This window comes from Streptomyces olivaceus (genome assembly GCF_000721235.1).
GTDB lineage: Bacteria > Actinomycetota > Actinomycetes > Streptomycetales > Streptomycetaceae > Streptomyces > Streptomyces olivaceus.
Window position 1 is genome coordinate 62,529 of sequence record NZ_JOFH01000018.1, and the last position, 16,608, is coordinate 79,136.

The following is a 16,608-nucleotide window of genomic DNA, read 5'->3' on the forward strand; positions in this document are numbered from 1 at the left end:
CCCGGCCGGTCAGCCCGAGGCCGCCTGCTCCATGATCTCCTTGATCCAGGCCTCCTTCTGCGCGGGGTCGTTGAGGCTCGCCACCCACGCCGCCTCGTCCATCTTGTGCTGCTCGGGCCCCGCCTTCATGGCGATGAGGAGGGACATGCCGGACTGCCGCATGTCCCTCGTGTTCCTGCTGCTCCCGGGGATGTCGGGGCCGGCCGCCAGGGAGTAGATCTCGTGTGCGATGAACCGTCGCTCGCCCTTCGACACCTTCTGCCAGAACTTCAAGGCGTGCCCCAGCGATTCGCTGCGGGACTTGGCCTCCGGGTTCTCACCCTCCAGCGCCCAGCGGTCGGGGTGGTGGGCCTCTTCATAGCGCTTCGTGACGGCGCGCAGTGCCTTGTACAGGGTGACGCCGAGGATCAGGCCGCCGCCGGCCCCGGCGAGGCCCCATCCGACCGGGTTGCTCGCCAGCCCGGCGCCCACCATCACGGCGTTCGCTATCGTCACGGCGCCCGCTCCGGCCTTGAGCGGCTCGCTCAGCGCGCCGCCGGCCGCCTCCTTGCCGATCTTGTTGATCTGCTTCTGCTTCACGAACTTCTGCGCCGTGTCCAGTCTCTGCACGTTCTTCTGCGCCTGGTCGAGGGTCTCCGCGACCTCATGGGCGACGCTCATCGCCTCCGCGGTCCCGCCGAGGGCGTCGGCGGCACCGAGCAGCCCGCCGGGGTTGTCCTCGTTCCAGTACGAGTCCAGGTTGGCGTAGGCACGCGCCGCGGCCCAGTTGGCCTCGATCCGCAGCTCCTCCAACTCGGTCAGCGACGCCGCGTGGACGGCCTCGGGGTCGCCCAGTTCCTTCACCTTCTTCAACTTGCTGATCGCTCCGCCGATGCGGAACGCCGAGCGGACACCCTTCGCCGTGCCGACAACGGTGCTGGTGACACCGCTGGCCTCGGCCGCCATGGCGGCGTCCGCCGCATGCTGGACCTTGGTCACCTCCTTGGCGATAGCGGCGGTGTAGTTCGCCGAACTCGCGGCACCGACGACCGTGTCGGCTCCCTTGACGTTGGCCCTCCGGTCGTTCGTGTGGTGCTTGACCCCGGTCGGGCTCGCTTTGGCGGCTTTTCTGGACTTGTGCCAGTCGAAGGCGTTGACCGCGGTGCCGGGGACCTCCGTGACGAGGTTCATCGCTCCGGCGGAGGTCCCGGAGATGGCGGCGGAGTCCTTGAGGCCCGTGTCGGCGGTCGCGCTGGCCTGTTGGGACATGCCCGCGTTGCCGGGGGTCTGGACGCCCTTGACCCAGGTGTCGACGGTGTCCAGGTTCTTCTTCAGCCTGTCGAGGAGCCCGGAGATCCGGTCGCGGTAGTTCTTCTTCGACTTCTTCTTCGCCTCCGCGGACGCGCCGCCGTTCTCCGGCGCCTTCCCCTTGTCCTCGCGCCGGGCGCGTTGCACCGCCGCGGTCGCCGCCTGGTTGCCGGCGCTGGACTGGAGCCCGAGGAGGGCCTGCTGCGCCGAGGTCCCGGTCCCGGACGGGCTCCCGGTCCGGCTCCCCTCCCGGCGCTCCCGCGCCGACGTCAGGGCGGCGACGGATGGGCGTTCGGGGGTGCGGTGGACAGGGGCGCTCATGGACATACCTCTCCTGCTGCCGGACCGGGCGAGGCGAAGGTAGCCAGGCGTGATCAACAGAAGGGGGGCGGCAGGCAAACTTCCGGCGGACACGACGGAACACGTCGGGGCGGGCTCTCGCGCGAGGCCGCTCGGGGCGGGCCCTTGCGCGAGGCCGCGCCGGACAGTCCCGGAGGCCGTCGCTGGAAGTCGCCCCTGGAAGTCGCCCCTGGAAGTCGTCTCTAGAAGTCGTCCATCCACACCACGATCCCGGTCCGGCCCGACAGCACCGCCGCCGTCCCCGCCCGTACCGCCGCCGCGCAGCGGGCCGGGGTGAAGGACGCGGCGTCGTACGTCGTGGGGGTGCCGAGGCCCTCGCCGCGGAAGGAGGCGCCGGTCCAGTCGACGGCCGTGACGTTCTCCGTCGGTTCGGCCAGCTCCGCGCCGACGACCAGGAACTGCTGGTCGAGATGGTTCGGGGTGACGTTGACGAGCGGGTCGACGAGGTCGTCGCCCGCGCTGACGATCAGGTCGGCCTCCGTGTCCATGGCACGCGTGACGGCCGGTATGAGGTCGGAGTCGCCGGCCGCGGTCACGGTCTCCAGGCCGACGTCCTGCTCCTCGGCCCACTCCCGGACCGCCTCCACCACCGTCCGGACGGGCTGCCCGTCGCCCGCCGTCACCAGGGTCACCCGGTAGCCGTCGGAGGGCCGTACGCCGTCCCAGGAACCCGGCTGCGGTGTGACGGTCGACTCCGGCGCGGGGGTCGTTCCCGGGGCGACGAACCCCGCCCCCAGCCGGCCCACGGCGGAAGGGGCCGGGCGCGACGGTGACCCGTCGTCACCCGAGCCGCACCCGGTGAGCAGAGCGGCGGCGGCCGCGGTCAGCGCGGCGGCGGCCAGGTACGGGCGGCGCAAGGGATCGTCCCTCCTAAGGGGTGGTGGAAGCGGAACGGGGGCACGGTGCCCCGGCGTTCCTCATCCTGCGCCGCCGCCCCCGCGCATCTCCAACGCAGGGCCCCCGGGCGCCCACATGTTCGTACACGGTTCGCCGACCGGCCCCCTCCGGTTCACCGCGGGCGGGCGATACCTGCCGATGGCCGGGAGAAGGTCCGAAGTTCAACCATGCCCCGGGCCGCGTTCGCCCGGCCTTCATCTCTCCCGGAGAGCTTGACGATCTCCACAGCACGCACACAAGTGCACGGAAGACGGAAGAAACGACACTTCATGAGATCCATATCCTCAGCACGGGCCGACCGGTCCGTGCGTCGTCGCATGGCCACCGGTGCCACCGCGGCCGTCCTCGGTCTGACCGTGTCCCTGGGCGGCGCACTCGCCGCCCCCGTGGCCGCGGCCGACTCCGCCACCCTGACCGGCGTCGTCCTCGGCGTCGGTGCCGACGAGACCCAGCGCACCGTCAGCTGGTACTCCTCCGCCGACACCGCGCAGAAGATCCAGGTGACCCCCACCGCCCGGCTGACCGGCGGCGCCTTCCCCGCCGACGCGGCCGTCTTCGACGCGCTGGGCGCCGCCAACACGGCGGGCGGTGGCCACCACCGCAACGCCACCATCACCGGCCTGAAGGAGAACACCGGGTACTCCTACCGGGTCGGCAGCGAGGGCAACTGGTCGCCCACGTACTCCTTCAGGACGCAGGACTTCGAAGGCGACTACGACTTCCTCTTCTTCGGCGACCCGCAGATCGGCTCCTCCGGCAACGTCGCCAAGGACACCGCCGGCTGGAAGGACACCCTCGACGTCGCCTACCGGGCGAACCCGGACGCCGAACTCCTCGTCTCCGCGGGCGACCAGGTCGAGAGCGCCGGCAACGAGAGCCAGTGGGACGGCTTCCTCGCCCCCGACCAGCTCCGCCAGTACCCGGTCGCCGCCACCATCGGCAACCACGACGTCGGCAGCAAGGCGTACGAGCAGCACTTCGCCATGCCGAACACGGACCGGTCGGCCGAGTACTACGCCAACGGCGACCCGGACTCCAACACCTCCGGCGGCAACTACTGGTACATCTACAAGGATGTGCTGTTCATCGACATCAACAGCAACAGCTACGCCACCTCGCAGGGCGGCGGCGGTGACGCGGCGCACGCCAAGTACATCACCGACGTAGTCAACCAGCACGGCGACGAGGCGAAGTGGAAGGTGCTCGTCTTCCACCACTCGATCTATTCGCCCGCCTCGCACGCCAAGGACAAGGACAACAAGGCGCGTCGGGCCGACCTGCCCGCCACCATCTCCAAGATGGGCGTCGACATGGTCCTCCAGGGCCACGACCACAGCTACTCGCGCAGCTACGAGATCAAGGACGGCGAGCGGGCGAACCCGGCCGAGCAGCCCGGCCAGGGCGACATCTACCCGGGCCCCGGCGGCGTCCTCTACGTCACCGCCAACTCGGCCTCCGGCTCGAAGTACTACGACATCACGAAGCCCGACGACAGCGGCACCAGCGGCTCCGGCAACGGCGCGGACCCGAGCGACCCGGACCGCTACTGGTACAACTCGGTCCAGAACCAGGAGCACGTCCGCTCCTACATGAAGGTCCAGGTCAAGAGCGACAAGGTCGTCGTGGAGAACCTCCGCAGCGGCACCTGCGCGGCGCCCAACGCCTCCGTCGAGAACGGCAGTTGGTGCAACAACACCAGCGAGAAGCAGCCGGTCGGCTCGGTCGTCGACAAGTTCACCATTCACCCGCACCACGGTGACGGCCAGCAGCTCCAGGTCGACGTGCCCGAGCCGGCGCCGGGCGAGTTCGGCTGGACCATCGACGGCTACAACGGGCTGGTCGACCTGGGCACCGCCAAGGAGGTCGGCGGCGACCACTTCACCGCCACCGGCAAGATCAACCCGATCGTCGTCTCCGACACCCGCCGCTCGCTCTCCCCGTGGTCGGTGTCGGCCAACGTGAGCGACTTCAAGGACGCCCGGAAGACCTTCTCGGGCTCCTACCTGGGCTGGTCCCCGTACGTCCTCGACCCGGGCGCCGGTGCCAAGGCGGGCTCGTCCGTGGCCTCCGGCTACGACGACGAGGGCAAGGGCCTGGCCGTCTCCCGCGGCCTGGGCTCCGCCGAGCAGGGCCACGCCCGCGGCAAGGCCAAGCTGGGCGCCGGTCTGGATCTGAAGATCCCGGACACCGTCGGCAAGGGCGGTTACCGCGCGACCCTCACGATCACCGCGCTGAGCAGCTGACCGACTCCCGTCCCCCGGCGGGGCGGACCCGGCCCGCCCGGCCGTCCGCCCCGCCCCCTCCAGGAGAACCCCGAGCCAGGAGAACCCCCGAGATGCACACCCCCGCACCCCACCGCACCCTGGCCACGACCGTGCTGCCGGCCCTGCTGGCGGCCTTGTTGTTCGCGGTTCTCACCCCCGCCCCCGCCCGCGCGGCCGACGGCGACGTCACCTGGACCGTGCGGACGGCGTCCAACTCCTACGGCGAGGACCGCTCCAGCTTCCGCCACGGCGTCAACCCGGGCGGCGAGGTCGAGGACGCCATGGTCGTCGCCAACCGCGGCAAGACCGACCTGACCCTCGCGGTCTACGCCGCCGACGGCTACACCACCGAGAAGGGCCAACTCGACCTGCTCACCCGCGGCGAGAAGTCCACCGGCGTCGGCACCTGGCTGAAGCCCGGCCGCGGCACCGTGAAGATCGCCCCCGGCAGGACCGCCGAGATCCCCTTCACCGTCCGGGTCCCCGACAACGCCACCCCCGGCGACTACGTCGGCGGCATCCTGACCTCCCTGCGGCAGCCCGGCGACACCGAGGGCATCGCCGTCGACCGCCGCCTCGGCATCCGTGTCCAGCTGCGCGTGAGCGGTGCCCTGAAGCCCACGCTCGCCGTCGAGGACCTGCACGTCGACTACCACGGCACCGCCAACCCGTTCGGCCGGGGCGACGCCACCGTCACCTACACCCTCCACAACACCGGCAACGCACTCCTGTCCGGCACCCAGGACGTCACCCTCACCGGCCCCTTCGGCTGGACGTCCACCGACGCCGGAAAGATCGCCGCGCCGCCGGAACTGCTCCCCGGAGAGAAGTGGCAGGTGCGGGTACCGGTGCACGGCGTCACCCCGGCCTTCCGCCTCACCACCGAGGCGACGGTCACCCCCGCCGTCACCGGCGCCGCCGGTTCGGCCACCTCCCTGGAACCGGTCCACGCCACGGTCTCCGGCTGGGCGGTGCCCTGGCCGCTCCTGCTGCTGCTCGCCCTCGTCGCGGCCGCCGCCGTGACCGCGTACCTCCTGGTCCGCCGCAACCGCGCCCGCCGCAGGACCCGCGAGGACGCCCGCGTACAGGAGGCCGTCGTGCAGGCCCTGCGCGACCGGGAGGACCAATCGGCCTGACGGGACCGGCCGAGAGGGGGCGCCGGGGTTCTGCGGAGCGGGCGCCGGGGCTCCAGGGCACCGCCCGGCCGGCGGTCGTGGCTCGGGACGGCCTCCGCCGCCCGCTCACCGGCTCCGGACCGACCAGACCTCGGGGCCGCCGCCCCGCCACTCGATCAGCTCGGACGTCTCCACGTCGACGTCCTCGAGACCGGCCCGCCGGAGAAACTCGGCGACGTCCCCCAGGCCGTGCGCGAGGCCCAGGATCTCGCCGTCCGCACGGACCCGCCGACCGCCGCCCGGCGACGGCCGGCCCACCACTACAGGACGCCTGGCCATGACTCCAGCATCCGCCCGCTGCGGCGCATCCGCATGTCGCGGGAGGGAGGAGGGCGTGAAAGAAGTGTGGTGGTGCCGGCGCCCTGTACTCGGCAGCGACGGTCCGACGACCGGGCAGCGATGAGTTCTCCCCGCCCGGCAGGTCTCACCACCGTTGTCCACAGCACAGGAGGAGCACGTGGCTCAGCTACTGAGAGTCCAGAACTTCACCGTCTCCAGCGACGGGATCGGTGCCGGAGCCGGTGACGAACAGAGCCTCGAAAGGCCGTTCGGCCATGTCGATCCCGGGGAGCTGTTCCGCTGGGCCGGCGCCACGGCGAGCTGGCCCAACCGCACCGCCGCCGGGGGCAGCCGCGGTCTCGACGACTACTTCACGCGGGACTTCGCACACAACATCGGCGCCGAGATCATGGGCCGCAACAAGTTCGGCCCGCAGCGCGGGCCCTGGCAGGACCACGCGTGGCAGGGCTGGTGGGGTGACGAGCCCCCCTTCCACACGCCGGTGTTCGTCATGACCCACCACCCGCGTCCCTCGTTCACGCTCTCCGACACCACGTTCCACTTCGTCGACGGCGACCCGGCCACCGTCCTGGAGCAGGCGCGGGGAGCGGCGCAGGGCAAGGACGTCCGACTCGGCGGCGGGGTCTCGGTCATCCGGGAGTTCCTCGACGCCGACCTCGTCGACACCCTGCACGTGGCCGTCTCGCCGGTGAAGCTCGGGTCCGGAGTACGGCTCTGGGAGTCCCCGGACGAGCTGCTCGACCGCTTCCACCTGGACGTCGTACCCAGCCCGAGCGGAGTGACCCACCACCTCTTCTGGAGAAGGTGACCGGTCCCGCCCCTCACCGGTGTGGAGCAGCAGGCGCTGCGGGCAGCCTCAAGTCCTACGAGGATTCCCTGCACTGTGCATCGATCCGGAGGGGTGCCCGATGGCCGGTTTGCGTGCGCGTACGGACGAGGACACGGCAGGGACCGCGGGGCCCCTGCCGGCCGTCCTGGTGGCGGCCGTCTGCCTTGCCGTCGGGCAGGGCATCGGCCGGCTGGCCGTCAACCGGTCCGGCGTGGACCCCGCCTCGCACGCCGGGCTGGTGGTCCAGTGTTTCGCCGCCTTCGTCCCGACGCTTGCCCTCATCGGCGTATGGACCACCGTGCGGGAGCGGCGCCCTTTCTCGTCCCTGGGCTTCGCGGGAGCCGGGGCCGCCCGGAAAGCAGCACTGGGCGCCGGTGCGGCCGTCGTCGCGCTCCTGGTGCTCAACGCCGGCACCAGCGCCCTGAGCGACGCGGAGGGCAACGACCAGGGCGCCTCTCCCGCCCCGGGCACCGTCGTGCTGCTCCTCCTCGCGTTCACGGTGCAGGCGTCCACCGAAGAGGTGCTCTTCCGCGGCTTCCTCCTGCCGAGGATGACGGCGAGCCGGGGCGCCGCGGTCGGCGTGCTGGGCAGCTCCCTGCTCTTCGCGTGCGCGCACCTGGCGAACCCCGACGCCCCCGCCGCGTACGTCGTCATGACGTTCATGCTGGGCTGCGCCCTGGCGCTCTGGGCCCTCGCCGACGGCGGTATCTGGCGCACCTGCGCGTTCCACACGGTGTGGAACTTCCTGCCGAACATCACGGCCGACGGTTCGGACGAGAACGCGGCGGCCGGCTTCGACGGAGCCACACTGGGCGTCGCCGCCGCGGTCCTGGCCGCCGTCGTCGCGTACGCCTTCCGGTCGTACCGGCGAACCCTCGTGGCCCGCACGTGACGCGGGCCGTCCGCTCAACGCGACATCGGGATCGTCACGCCCCCTCCGCAGTGATGGCACTTCGGCAGGTAGGGGTTGTCGCTGGCCGCGAGGGCGCAGTCCCTGCAGATCAACCGGCCGCATTCGGTGCAGATCAGGGCGATGCCGTCGAGTGCGCCGTCATGGCTGACCGTCACGGACGACTGGGACTGGAGCCTGACCCCGAGTTCTCCGGCGCAGCGGCCGCACGTGACCGTCTCACCGTTGGCCAGCCCGTGATCGAACCACGGCTGGTGACGGGCCTGCCCCGCAGAGGACACCGCCGGCGAGGAGCGCCTCTTCCTCCGAAACAGAGCCACTTGGACCTCCACTTGGTCGGAGGCTCAGTGCACCAGGAGCCGGCCGGGACCGGTCCCGGCGTGGGTGTTCTCCGAGGGGGCGGCGTCACGTGACGGCCGGCGCGGTCAGGCGGGCTGGCCCAGGGGCCGGACGGTCAGGGTGTTGAGGTCGACGCCTGCCGGTTGGTCGAGGGCGAAGCGGACGGCCTCGGCGACGGGCTGGGGAGGCAGGGCGAAGGAGGGAACGCCGGCGCCCTGCCAGAACGGGGTGTCGATCATGCCGGGGTTGACAAGCGTGACGCCGACGCCGCGGGTCGTGGCGTGCAGGCGCAGGTTCTCGGCGAGTCCGGTGGTCGCCCACTTGGTGGCCGAGTAGAGGTTGCCGGGGGAGTTCCTCAGCCCGGCGACGCTGCCGATCAGCAGCAGTCGTCCGCCGGTGGCCTCCAGGTGGGGCAGGGCGGCGTGGGCCAGCAGGGCGGGGCCGAGGACGTTGGTGAGGACCATGGGCGACCACAGCGCCGGGTCGCCGTCCCCGACGGAGCCGCCGGACATAAATCCGGCGTTGGCCACCGCCGCGTCGAGAGCGCCGAAGCGGTCCACGGTGCGGGTCACGGCCGACTCGGTGGCCTGCCAGTCCGCCGCGTCCGCGACCAGGCCAAGGAGCCGGTCGGGATGGCCGGCCTCGTCGAGGAACGCCTTCAGCCTGCCCTCGTCGCGGCCGGTGACGGCCACGCGGTGGCCGTGGTCGAGGAGCAACCGCGCGGTGTGGGCGCCGATACCGCTGGTCGCGCCGGTGATCAGTACGGTCTTGCTGGTCATGGTCATGGTCATGCTCCCGAGGCGTGGACGGGGGTGGATGGAGGAGGACGGCGGCCCGCGACGAAGGAGTGCCGTTCGAGTCCGCCGACCCCACGAAACCGGCGCCGTCGAAGGCGGGCAAGGTCGGGTTTATGGGGGGTACAAACGCGACCTCCCTACCGCTCGGACCATGGGTACCGTGGACGAATGGCACCCCCGCCCGGAAACCACACCGGGAGTCACACGGACAACCGCTCGGACAACCGCCCGGACGACGGCACGGACGACGGCACGGACGACCGTTCGGCCAACCGCTCGGAGATCCGCGACTTCCTCATCAGCCGACGCGCCAGGATCACCCCGGAGCGGGTCGGACTGCCCGCCGGCCGGCGCCGACGGGTTCCCGGGCTGCGGCGCGAGGAGGTCGCGACCCTCGCCGGCGTGAGCACCGAGTGGTACACACGGCTGGAGAAGGGCCACATCGGCGGCGTCTCCGAGGACGTGCTGGAAGCGGTCGCGCGGGCCCTGCTCCTCGACGAGGACGAGCGCACCTACCTGCTCGACCTGGCCCGAGCGGCCCGCCCCGCCCGCCGCAGCCCGCCCCGCCGCAAGGACGTCAAGATCCCGTCCCCCGTGCAGTGGATGGTGGACGCCATGACCATGGCCCCCGCCTTCGTACGCAGCGGCCGTCTGGACATCGTCGCGAGCAACGCGCTGTGCAGGGCCCTGTATTCACCGATGTTCGACAGCGACACCACCGGTGACCGGGGCTGCGCCAACTTCGCCCGCTACTTCTTCCTCGACCCCGGCTCCCGCGACTTCTTCGCCGACTGGGAGGAGGGCGCGAGGGCCACGGTCGCCGTGCTGCGCGCCGAAGCCGGACGCGAACCGCACGACCGGGCCCTGCGTGAGCTGGTCGGCGAACTGTCCACACTCAGCCCCGACTTCCGCACCATGTGGGCCAGTCACGACGTATGCATCCGGCACGAAGGCACCAAGCGGCTGGACCACCCCGAAGTCGGCCGACTGGAGATGACCTTCCGCCACCTGAACCTGCCCCTGCCGCAACGGGCCGTCCACGACCTGATCATCTACACGGCCGAGCCGGGCACCCCCTCGGAGGACCGCCTCAAACTCCTCGCCAGCTGGACCGCGCCGCGGACCTCACCCACGTGAGGCCGCGGGATAGTCCGTGTAGCCCTCCACGCCGCCCCCGTAGTACGTGTCGCGGTCGCCGGTGGCGAGCGGGTGGCCGTGGGTGAAGCGGTCGACGAGGTCCGGGTTGGCGATGAAGGGGGCGCCGAAGGACACCGCGTCGGCCAGTCCCCGTTCGAGCAGCTCGTTGGCGCTCGCCTGCGTGAAGCCGAGGTTGGCGACGACGGAGCCGCTGTAGTGGGCGCGGTAGCGGGTGAACGCGGTGAGGGTGTCGTCGGTGCCCGTGCCGGGCTCCGGGCCGAGGAGGTGGAGGTAGGCCAGGCCGCTGTCGCCGAGCTTCTTCAGGAGCTGGTCGTAGTCGGCGAGTGCCTCGGCGTCCGCGGCGAAGGCGGGCCCGCTGTTCCAGTAGGGGGAGAGTTTGACGGCGACGCGGTCGCCGCCCCACACGTCGCTGACGGCGTCCACGACGTCGAGGAGGAACTGGGCCCGCTTCTCGCTGCTGCCGCCGTAGGCGTCCGTGCGCCGGTTGAGGCGGGGGTTGAGGAACTGGGCCACGAGATGGGACGCCTGCGCGTGGATCTCCAGGCCGTCGAATCCGGCGCGCAGGGCGTTGGCGGCTGCCCGCCGGTAGGTGCCGATCGTGGCGGCGATCTCGGCGCCGCTCAGGGCGCGCGGCGTGACCGAGTCCTTCGGGCCGTCGGGCGTGAAGGACATCTCCTGGGGATTGATCGCCGAGGGGCCGGCGGGGAGCCTGCCGCCCTGGAGATCCGGGTGGGAGACGGCGCCGACGTGGCCGATCTGCGAGACGATCCTGCCTCCCGCGGAGTGCACGGCCTCGGTGACCTCGGCCCAGCCGGCGGTCTGGGCGTCCGAGTAGATGCCGGGGACGTGGATGAAGCCGATCGCGTCCGTGCTGACCCAGGTGCCTTCGCTGACGATCAGGCCGGCGCCGGCGCGCTGCGCGTAGTAGGTGGCGTGCAGGGAGGTGGGGACCAGTCCCTCGTTGTCGGCCCGGGCGCGCGTCATGGGAGCCATGACGACGCGGTTGGGCAGTTCGAGCGCGCCCAGTCGGACGGGCCGCAGGAGGGGCTGGGTGTCGGGTGCCGGGGTCTGGTCGGACATGGGGGTCTCTTTCCTGGTGTTCGGGATGTCAGGACGTTCGTGACGTCCGTGGCGGAAGGCGCTCCCCGCTGACCCGAGGAGCACGCACGAGCGGGCGGGTGGGGTCAGTCCTGCTTGAGGGCGTGGAGGGCGGACAGGGGGCCGCCGAGCTGGATGAGGCGTCCCCCCTCGCGCAGCGTTCCGAGGTCTACGGGGGCGAAGCCGAACTCCGAGGTCAGGTCCCGCACGGTGCGCTTGGCGTCGGCGTCGTCGCCGGCCAGGAACAGCACCTGCCGCCCGGCCGCGTGGCGGGGGTCGGGTGCGATGTACTGCACGAAGAGCGCGTTGAACGCCTTGACCACGCGGGCGCCGGGAAGCAGGGAGGCCACGTACTCGCTTCCGGTGAGGTCGCCGAGGTCGGCGATCACCGGGTCCGGGGGAAGCGAGGCGAACTGGTTGGTGGCGTCGACGACGACGGTTCCGTCCAGGCGGGGGAGCCCGGCCACGGCGTCGGGGATCTGCGTCCAGCGGACGGCGAGTACGACGAGGTCCGCGGCGGCGGCCTCCGCGGGGCTCGCGGCCGACGCGAGCGGGCCGAGGTCCTCGACCAGCGGGGCGAGGGATGCGGGCCCCCGGCTGTTGCTGAGTACGACCTCGTGGCCGTGCCGGACGGCGTGCCGGGCGACGGCCTGGGCGATCGCTCCGGCTCCGAGCGTTCCGATCCTCATCGGGCGGCCCCCTGACCCGAGTCGGCAGTCAACGGGGTGGTGAGCAGGACGGTTCCGCTCTTGCCCGGGCGGCGGGCGTGCTCGACGGCCGCCTTGAAGTCGGCGAGATCGTAGCTGCCGGCGACCTGGAGCAGGTCCGGCGTGCTCCGCGCCAGGTCCTGGGCGAAGGCGACGTCCTGGGCCCGCTCCTCGGCGGTGCGGCTCATCCAGTGCAGGATCGACACGCCCCGTACGGTCAGCCCCCGCGCGACGAGGGGCAGCGCCTCCAACGGCGTCGTACCGGAGCCGAGTTGTCCGTAGGAGACCAGGGTGCCGCCGTCGGCGAGCAGTCCGGACAGCTCCAGGGTCATGGCACCGCCGACGCTGTCGAGGACCACCTGAACGCCCCGCTCACCGGCGTGCCGGCGGACCTGCCCCTGCCAGTCGTCGTCGCAGGTCGCGATCACGGGCTGGGAGGGGTGCAGCGTCCGCACCTTCTCGGCGCCGGAGGTGCTGCGCACGAGGTTGATCAGCTCCAGGCCGTGGCGGTCCGCGGCCGCGCTGACCAGCCTGCCGACGGACGAGCCGGCGGCGGTCTGCAGTACGGGACCCTTCCGCCCGCGCAGGGCGTCCTCCAGCGCGCGGTACAGCATGCGCAGCGTCAGCGGGTTGACCAGCATCAGTGCCGCGGTCTCGTCGCTGACGCCGTCGGGCACCGGCACCGCCAGCGCGGCCGGGACCACGACGAAGTCGCTCCACGTCCCCGGCGCCGGGAAGACCGCCACCCGCTGCCCCGGACGCGGAGCGTGGACGTCCGTTCCGACGCTCTCGACGACGCCCATCCCCTCCACTCCCGGAACCCGGGCCTCCGACTGCTGCTCCGACTCCTGTTCCGGCTGCCCGGGCATGCCCTCCACGCCGACCAGGTCTCCCGGGTGGACGGGCCGGACCAGCAGGCGGACCAGAACCTCCCCGGGACCGGGACCGGGACCGGGGCCCGGAGCCGGCCGGCGGGGCTCCTCCCTCAGCGTCAGTACCTGCGCGGCCTCTCCTTGCCGCGTGTGCTCCACGGTGCGCATGGGCGCCCCCACTCCCTCTTTGATGATGAGCGTCATTAAAAATAATAATGAGAGGTAACATCGAAAACGTCAAACACTGCCGACGTGGGGAGGCGGCCATGCCGCGGATCACCAGGGAAGACAAGGCCAGGAACCGGCAGAACATCGTCGAGGCGGCAGGGCGCATGTTCCGCTCGCAGGGCGTCGACGCCGTAGGGATCGCCGAACTGATGAAGGAGGCGGGCCTGACCCACGGCGGCTTCTACAACCACTTCGCGTCGAAGGACGAGCTGGCCGCCGAGGCGTGCGGCGCCTCGTTCGCAGCTTCTCTGGGCGTCCTGGACCAGGCCGTCGACGAGGGCGACGATGCCGCCGGCCCGCCACTGAAGCGAGTGGTGGACGACTATCTCTCGGCCGCCCACCGCGACGCCGCGGACGGCGGCTGCCCCTCCGCCTCCCTGGTCACCGACGCCGGACGGCACAGCGACTCGATCCAGGGCGCCTACGCGACCGGCGTGGAGGGCTATCTCGCTGGCTTCGCCGGGGAGTTCGCCCGCGAGCACGAAGGGGAGATCACCCCGCAGGAGGCGCGGGACCGCGCGGTGCTGCTGCTCAGCCGACTCGTGGGGGCGATGGCCCTCGCCCGCGCCGTGCGCCACGTCCAGCCCGAACTGTCCGACGAGATCCTGCGGACGTGCCACGCCCACGCCCTGGACTGACCGGCCCCGGACCACCGCTCCGGGGGTCTACGACCGGCCGCCCGCCGGCAATGTCACCCCCGCCCGGGGGCCCACCCGACGCGGCCGGCACCGCCCTGCCGACGCTTCCGCCCGGAGTCGACGATCGTGAGCCATGCCGAAGACGCCCACCAGGGATCCGCGCCAGGGATCAACGTCGGTAATCCATGCCTTTGGTCCTGGGCCGACCAGATCGCCGCCCTGGGCATCGCCGCCATCGCGACAAGGAGGGCCACCAGGCCTGGCAGGGCAAGGGCTGCGCGCCGCCCGCCGCCGGGGCTCCTTCCGCGCACGTCGGGGGAGGGGCTTGCCGAGGGGGCGGGGCGTGATCCGTCAGGCCGCTTCCTTCTTCCTTGCCTTGGCGGCAGCCGCCTCGACATCCTCGATCAGTGACTTCATTCCCTTGTCGAAGCGCTCCCGGTACTTCTCCGTCTGCTCTTCGCTCATGGTGCTGGTGTCAAAGGTGTGGGCGAAGTCGATGAGGTTGAGCTTGGCCGTGGCCGCCTGACTTCCGTCCGCCGGCTCCTGGTCCACCGCGATGAGCACGCTCGCGGCGATGAAAGCGAGGCCGGAACTTTTGGCGGCCTGCCTGACCTGAGCCAGTTGGGGCAGCAGTTCGTCGTAGACGCTCGCGTCGTTCGAGAACTTCCTTATGTTGTGCTTGGACAACATGCCGTTCTTGAGGCGACTGTCTCCCAGGTCCGTGCCGCCGACCACGCGATAGTCGTTGGCCTTCGATCCCGTCATCACATCGGCGAGCTTCAGTTTCGCCTTCTTCTTCACGGCGTCTGCCTTATCCATGGTGAGCAGCAACTCCTGCTTGCTCGACGTGCTTTCACCCACCTTGATGTCGAGCAGCTTCGGCTTCGTCATCCCCTGTGTCAGGTTGTCGATGTAGATGTGGGTGTCGTCGCTGCCGCCCGCTGCGCTGTCCATGCCCTTGACCGCGTCGGCGGTGTGCGAGCCCGGGACCGCACCCTCCAGCGCGGGATGCTTGCCGGCGCGCATGTCCGCGTAGAAGTTCCGCTCCACCTCGTTCGTGGGCTTCTCCAGGATGCGGCCATCGGCCCGTTTCTTGATACCGCCGTGGCCGCCCGTCGCCTTCTCCTCCGCCCGTTGGACGGGCGCCGCGTTCGCGCCGGGGTGTACGGCGCGCTGGATGGCGCCGGGAACCGTGGAGGCCCCTCCCTGCCGAGCCGTGTCGACCACCTGTGACATCGCGGCGTTGCCCGCGGTGTTCTGCAGCGAAGCGGTCAACGCCGGGAGCGACCCGGCATCGGCCGGCTGACGCGTCGCCGTGGCGCCGCCGCGTGCCGCCCTCCGCTCACGCTCCAGATCCTCGGTCCTGGTCCGGTCTTTGCGGTGGTGCACTGCTGACACTCCTCGGGGTTCGACGCGACCTCACTGGGCTCGGTGCAAGCAGAGTTCGAACACGGCGATGCTGTGAAGGTACGCGGGGGCACGAGTGCGGGCAGTAGGTCCGAGCCCCGGGTCGTCGCGGGGGGCGCGGCACCTTCTGAGCAGCCGTCGGTCGGCCCTCTTCACGAGGCACGAGGTCGACGAATGAGCCCGCCGGCCGCGCCCTGCGTCGTCGAACCAGGTCTGGGCCGACCCCCGGACGGCCGGTGTCGCACGGGCCCAGCCCGAAACCCACCTCCACCGGGTCGGAGACCGATGCACCGAAACTGACAGGGACCGGGCCCCGGACTGGCGCCGCCCGCGAGACGTCAGGTGCGGAGCAGGTCGGCCGAGACCGTCCAGAGGTGCTCGGCGGTGGCGGGATCGAGTGCCCACTCCTTGACCCCGTGCGGGTGCTGCGCGAGGTCGGCGTCGTTCGGCACGGTGTAGGCCTCGCGTGCGTCGTCGAGGTAGTGGCCTCCGGAGTGCGCGAACTCCGGCGCGGTGGCCGCGACGATGCTGGTGGCCGCGCCCTGCTCGACCGTCTTGTACGTGAACACTCCGGCGGCTTCGGCCGCGTCGAGCGACTCCTTCTGCCGCGCGGTGAAGTTCCGCTGCAGTCCCGTCGCGACACCGCCGGGGTTCACCGCGTTGGCCACGATGCCGTCGGACGCCCAGAGGCGGGTCGCCTCCACGGCGAAGAGGGAGTTCGCCGTCTTCGACTGGGCGTAGGCGAGCTGCGGGTCGTAGCCGCGACGCTCGAAGTGGAGGTCGTCGAAGTCGATGCCGGACCGCATGTGCGCCGTCGAACTGACCGAGACGATCCGTGCTCCGTCGCGGTCGGCCGCGCCCAGGGCGAGGGCGCCATGAAGGCCGGTGGCGAGCGCGAAGTGGCCGAGATGGTTCGTCGTGAACTGCAACTCCCATCCCTCACGCGTCCGTTCGAGGCCACCGGTGACCACGCCCGCGTTGTTGATCAGCAGGTGGAGCGGGCCGCCCCACGCGCCGGCGAAGCGCGTGACGGTGGCCCTGTCGGCGAGGTCGAGCCGGGCCACCCGGGGCCGTATCCCGCCGGTCGACCTCGCGATCGCCTCGGCGACGCCGTCGCCCGCGCTCGTGTCGCGGACGGCGAGCGTCACCTCCGCCCCGGCGCCGGCCAGCACGCGAGCCGTCTCGACGCCGATTCCGGAAGAGGCGCCCGTCACGATCGCGCGGACGCCGGTGAGGTCGACACCCCGCACGACCTCGGCCGCGGTACTGGAGGCGTTGAAGGGCGTGGAGACGGGTTCGCGAGCGTCCATGACGACGACTATACGCACTAGACTTAATTTGT

The 16,608-nt window shown here is 71.5% G+C and carries 15 protein-coding genes; 6 read left to right on the forward strand and 9 right to left on the reverse strand.

The window, feature by feature from the left end; all coding sequences use genetic code 11:
- Positions 1-9 precede the first annotated feature (9 nt).
- Together IG94_RS0120780 and IG94_RS0120785 are read right to left on the reverse strand one after the other, a co-directional pair.
- A complete protein-coding gene (locus IG94_RS0120780) occupies positions 10-1,608 on the reverse strand; it encodes a hypothetical protein (protein WP_031038933.1) in 1,599 nt (532 codons plus the stop codon).
- 221 nt (positions 1,609-1,829) lie between these two features.
- Entirely contained in the window at positions 1,830-2,504 is a 675-nt protein-coding gene (locus IG94_RS0120785; protein ID WP_031038936.1) for a type 1 periplasmic-binding domain-containing protein, read from the reverse strand.
- A gap of 309 nt (positions 2,505-2,813) precedes the next feature.
- On the opposite strand from IG94_RS0120785, the gene IG94_RS0120790 reads away from it, so the two are divergent.
- Both IG94_RS0120790 and IG94_RS0120795 read left to right on the forward strand, forming a co-directional pair.
- Positions 2,814-4,787, forward strand: a complete 1,974-nt coding sequence (locus IG94_RS0120790) for a purple acid phosphatase family protein (protein ID WP_031038939.1) — start codon at positions 2,814-2,816, stop codon at positions 4,785-4,787.
- Between the two features lie 92 nt (positions 4,788-4,879).
- The gene (locus IG94_RS0120795) at positions 4,880-5,944 is read left to right on the forward strand and encodes a WxL protein peptidoglycan domain-containing protein (RefSeq protein ID WP_031038942.1); all 1,065 of its coding nucleotides are present in this window, start codon (positions 4,880-4,882) and stop codon (positions 5,942-5,944) included.
- Positions 5,945-6,049: 105 nt separating this feature from the next.
- Here IG94_RS0120795 and IG94_RS0120800 read toward each other — a convergent pair whose 3' ends face one another.
- Positions 6,050-6,262 (reverse strand): hypothetical protein, encoded by a 213-nt coding sequence (locus IG94_RS0120800; RefSeq protein WP_031038944.1) that lies wholly within the window; start codon positions 6,260-6,262, stop codon positions 6,050-6,052.
- 178 nt (positions 6,263-6,440) lie between these two features.
- Here IG94_RS0120800 and IG94_RS0120805 point away from each other — a divergent pair, with 178 nt between their 5' ends.
- Positions 6,441-7,091, forward strand: a complete 651-nt coding sequence (locus IG94_RS0120805) for a dihydrofolate reductase family protein (protein WP_031038947.1) — start codon at positions 6,441-6,443, stop codon at positions 7,089-7,091.
- A gap of 100 nt (positions 7,092-7,191) precedes the next feature.
- On the forward strand, positions 7,192-8,004 hold the full coding sequence (locus IG94_RS0120810) for a CPBP family intramembrane glutamic endopeptidase (protein ID WP_031038949.1): 813 nt from the start codon (positions 7,192-7,194) through the stop codon (positions 8,002-8,004).
- 443 nt (positions 8,005-8,447) lie between these two features.
- Here the strand turns inward: IG94_RS0120810 and IG94_RS0120820 are convergent, their stop codons facing one another.
- The gene (locus tag IG94_RS0120820; protein ID WP_031038953.1) at positions 8,448-9,140 is read right to left on the reverse strand and encodes an SDR family oxidoreductase; all 693 of its coding nucleotides are present in this window, start codon (positions 9,138-9,140) and stop codon (positions 8,448-8,450) included.
- Between the two features lie 186 nt (positions 9,141-9,326).
- Here IG94_RS0120820 and IG94_RS0120825 point away from each other — a divergent pair, with 186 nt between their 5' ends.
- Positions 9,327-10,295, forward strand: coding sequence for a helix-turn-helix transcriptional regulator (locus IG94_RS0120825; RefSeq protein ID WP_031038958.1), 969 nt, complete (start codon positions 9,327-9,329; stop codon positions 10,293-10,295).
- On the opposite strand, the gene IG94_RS0120830 is transcribed toward IG94_RS0120825, so the two are convergent.
- From IG94_RS0120830 to IG94_RS0120840, 3 genes are all read right to left on the reverse strand, one after another.
- Entirely contained in the window at positions 10,284-11,396 is a 1,113-nt protein-coding gene (locus IG94_RS0120830) for an alkene reductase (RefSeq protein WP_031038960.1), read from the reverse strand. The two genes, IG94_RS0120825 and IG94_RS0120830, sit on opposite strands and share 12 nt — an antisense overlap.
- A gap of 104 nt (positions 11,397-11,500) precedes the next feature.
- On the reverse strand, positions 11,501-12,103 hold the full coding sequence (locus tag IG94_RS0120835; protein WP_031038962.1) for an NADPH-dependent F420 reductase: 603 nt from the start codon (positions 12,101-12,103) through the stop codon (positions 11,501-11,503).
- The gene (locus tag IG94_RS0120840) at positions 12,100-13,197 is read right to left on the reverse strand and encodes a zinc-binding dehydrogenase (RefSeq protein WP_248783082.1); all 1,098 of its coding nucleotides are present in this window, start codon (positions 13,195-13,197) and stop codon (positions 12,100-12,102) included. Before IG94_RS0120840 ends, IG94_RS0120835 begins: the two co-directional genes overlap by 4 nt.
- A gap of 62 nt (positions 13,198-13,259) precedes the next feature.
- Between IG94_RS0120840 and IG94_RS0120845 the strand changes: the two genes are divergently transcribed.
- Entirely contained in the window at positions 13,260-13,859 is a 600-nt protein-coding gene (locus IG94_RS0120845) for a TetR/AcrR family transcriptional regulator (RefSeq protein ID WP_031038968.1), read from the forward strand.
- A gap of 351 nt (positions 13,860-14,210) precedes the next feature.
- Here IG94_RS0120845 and IG94_RS0120850 read toward each other — a convergent pair whose 3' ends face one another.
- Positions 14,211-15,248 (reverse strand): inositol polyphosphate kinase family protein, encoded by a 1,038-nt coding sequence (locus IG94_RS0120850; RefSeq protein ID WP_031038971.1) that lies wholly within the window; start codon positions 15,246-15,248, stop codon positions 14,211-14,213.
- Between the two features lie 356 nt (positions 15,249-15,604).
- A complete protein-coding gene (locus IG94_RS0120855; RefSeq protein ID WP_031038974.1) occupies positions 15,605-16,576 on the reverse strand; it encodes an SDR family NAD(P)-dependent oxidoreductase in 972 nt (323 codons plus the stop codon).
- Positions 16,577-16,608 lie beyond the last annotated feature (32 nt).

Coding starts and splice junctions, on each gene's coding strand:
- IG94_RS0120845 (WP_031038968.1), top strand. CDS start 13,260: ATGCCGCGGATCACCAGGGAAGACAAGGCCAGGAACCGGCAGAACATC.
- IG94_RS0120820 (WP_031038953.1), bottom strand. CDS start 9,140: ATGACCAGCAAGACCGTACTGATCACCGGCGCGACCAGCGGTATCGGC.
- IG94_RS0120790 (WP_031038939.1), top strand. CDS start 2,814: ATGAGATCCATATCCTCAGCACGGGCCGACCGGTCCGTGCGTCGTCGC.
- IG94_RS0120795 (WP_031038942.1), top strand. CDS start 4,880: ATGCACACCCCCGCACCCCACCGCACCCTGGCCACGACCGTGCTGCCG.
- IG94_RS0120800 (WP_031038944.1), bottom strand. CDS start 6,262: ATGGCCAGGCGTCCTGTAGTGGTGGGCCGGCCGTCGCCGGGCGGCGGT.
- IG94_RS0120780 (WP_031038933.1), bottom strand. CDS start 1,608: ATGAGCGCCCCTGTCCACCGCACCCCCGAACGCCCATCCGTCGCCGCC.
- IG94_RS0120810 (WP_031038949.1), top strand. CDS start 7,192: ATGGCCGGTTTGCGTGCGCGTACGGACGAGGACACGGCAGGGACCGCG.
- IG94_RS0120830 (WP_031038960.1), bottom strand. CDS start 11,396: ATGTCCGACCAGACCCCGGCACCCGACACCCAGCCCCTCCTGCGGCCC.
- IG94_RS0120835 (WP_031038962.1), bottom strand. CDS start 12,103: ATGAGGATCGGAACGCTCGGAGCCGGAGCGATCGCCCAGGCCGTCGCC.
- IG94_RS0120840 (WP_248783082.1), bottom strand. CDS start 13,197: ATGACGCTCATCATCAAAGAGGGAGTGGGGGCGCCCATGCGCACCGTG.
- IG94_RS0120855 (WP_031038974.1), bottom strand. CDS start 16,576: ATGGACGCTCGCGAACCCGTCTCCACGCCCTTCAACGCCTCCAGTACC.
- IG94_RS0120825 (WP_031038958.1), top strand. CDS start 9,327: ATGGCACCCCCGCCCGGAAACCACACCGGGAGTCACACGGACAACCGC.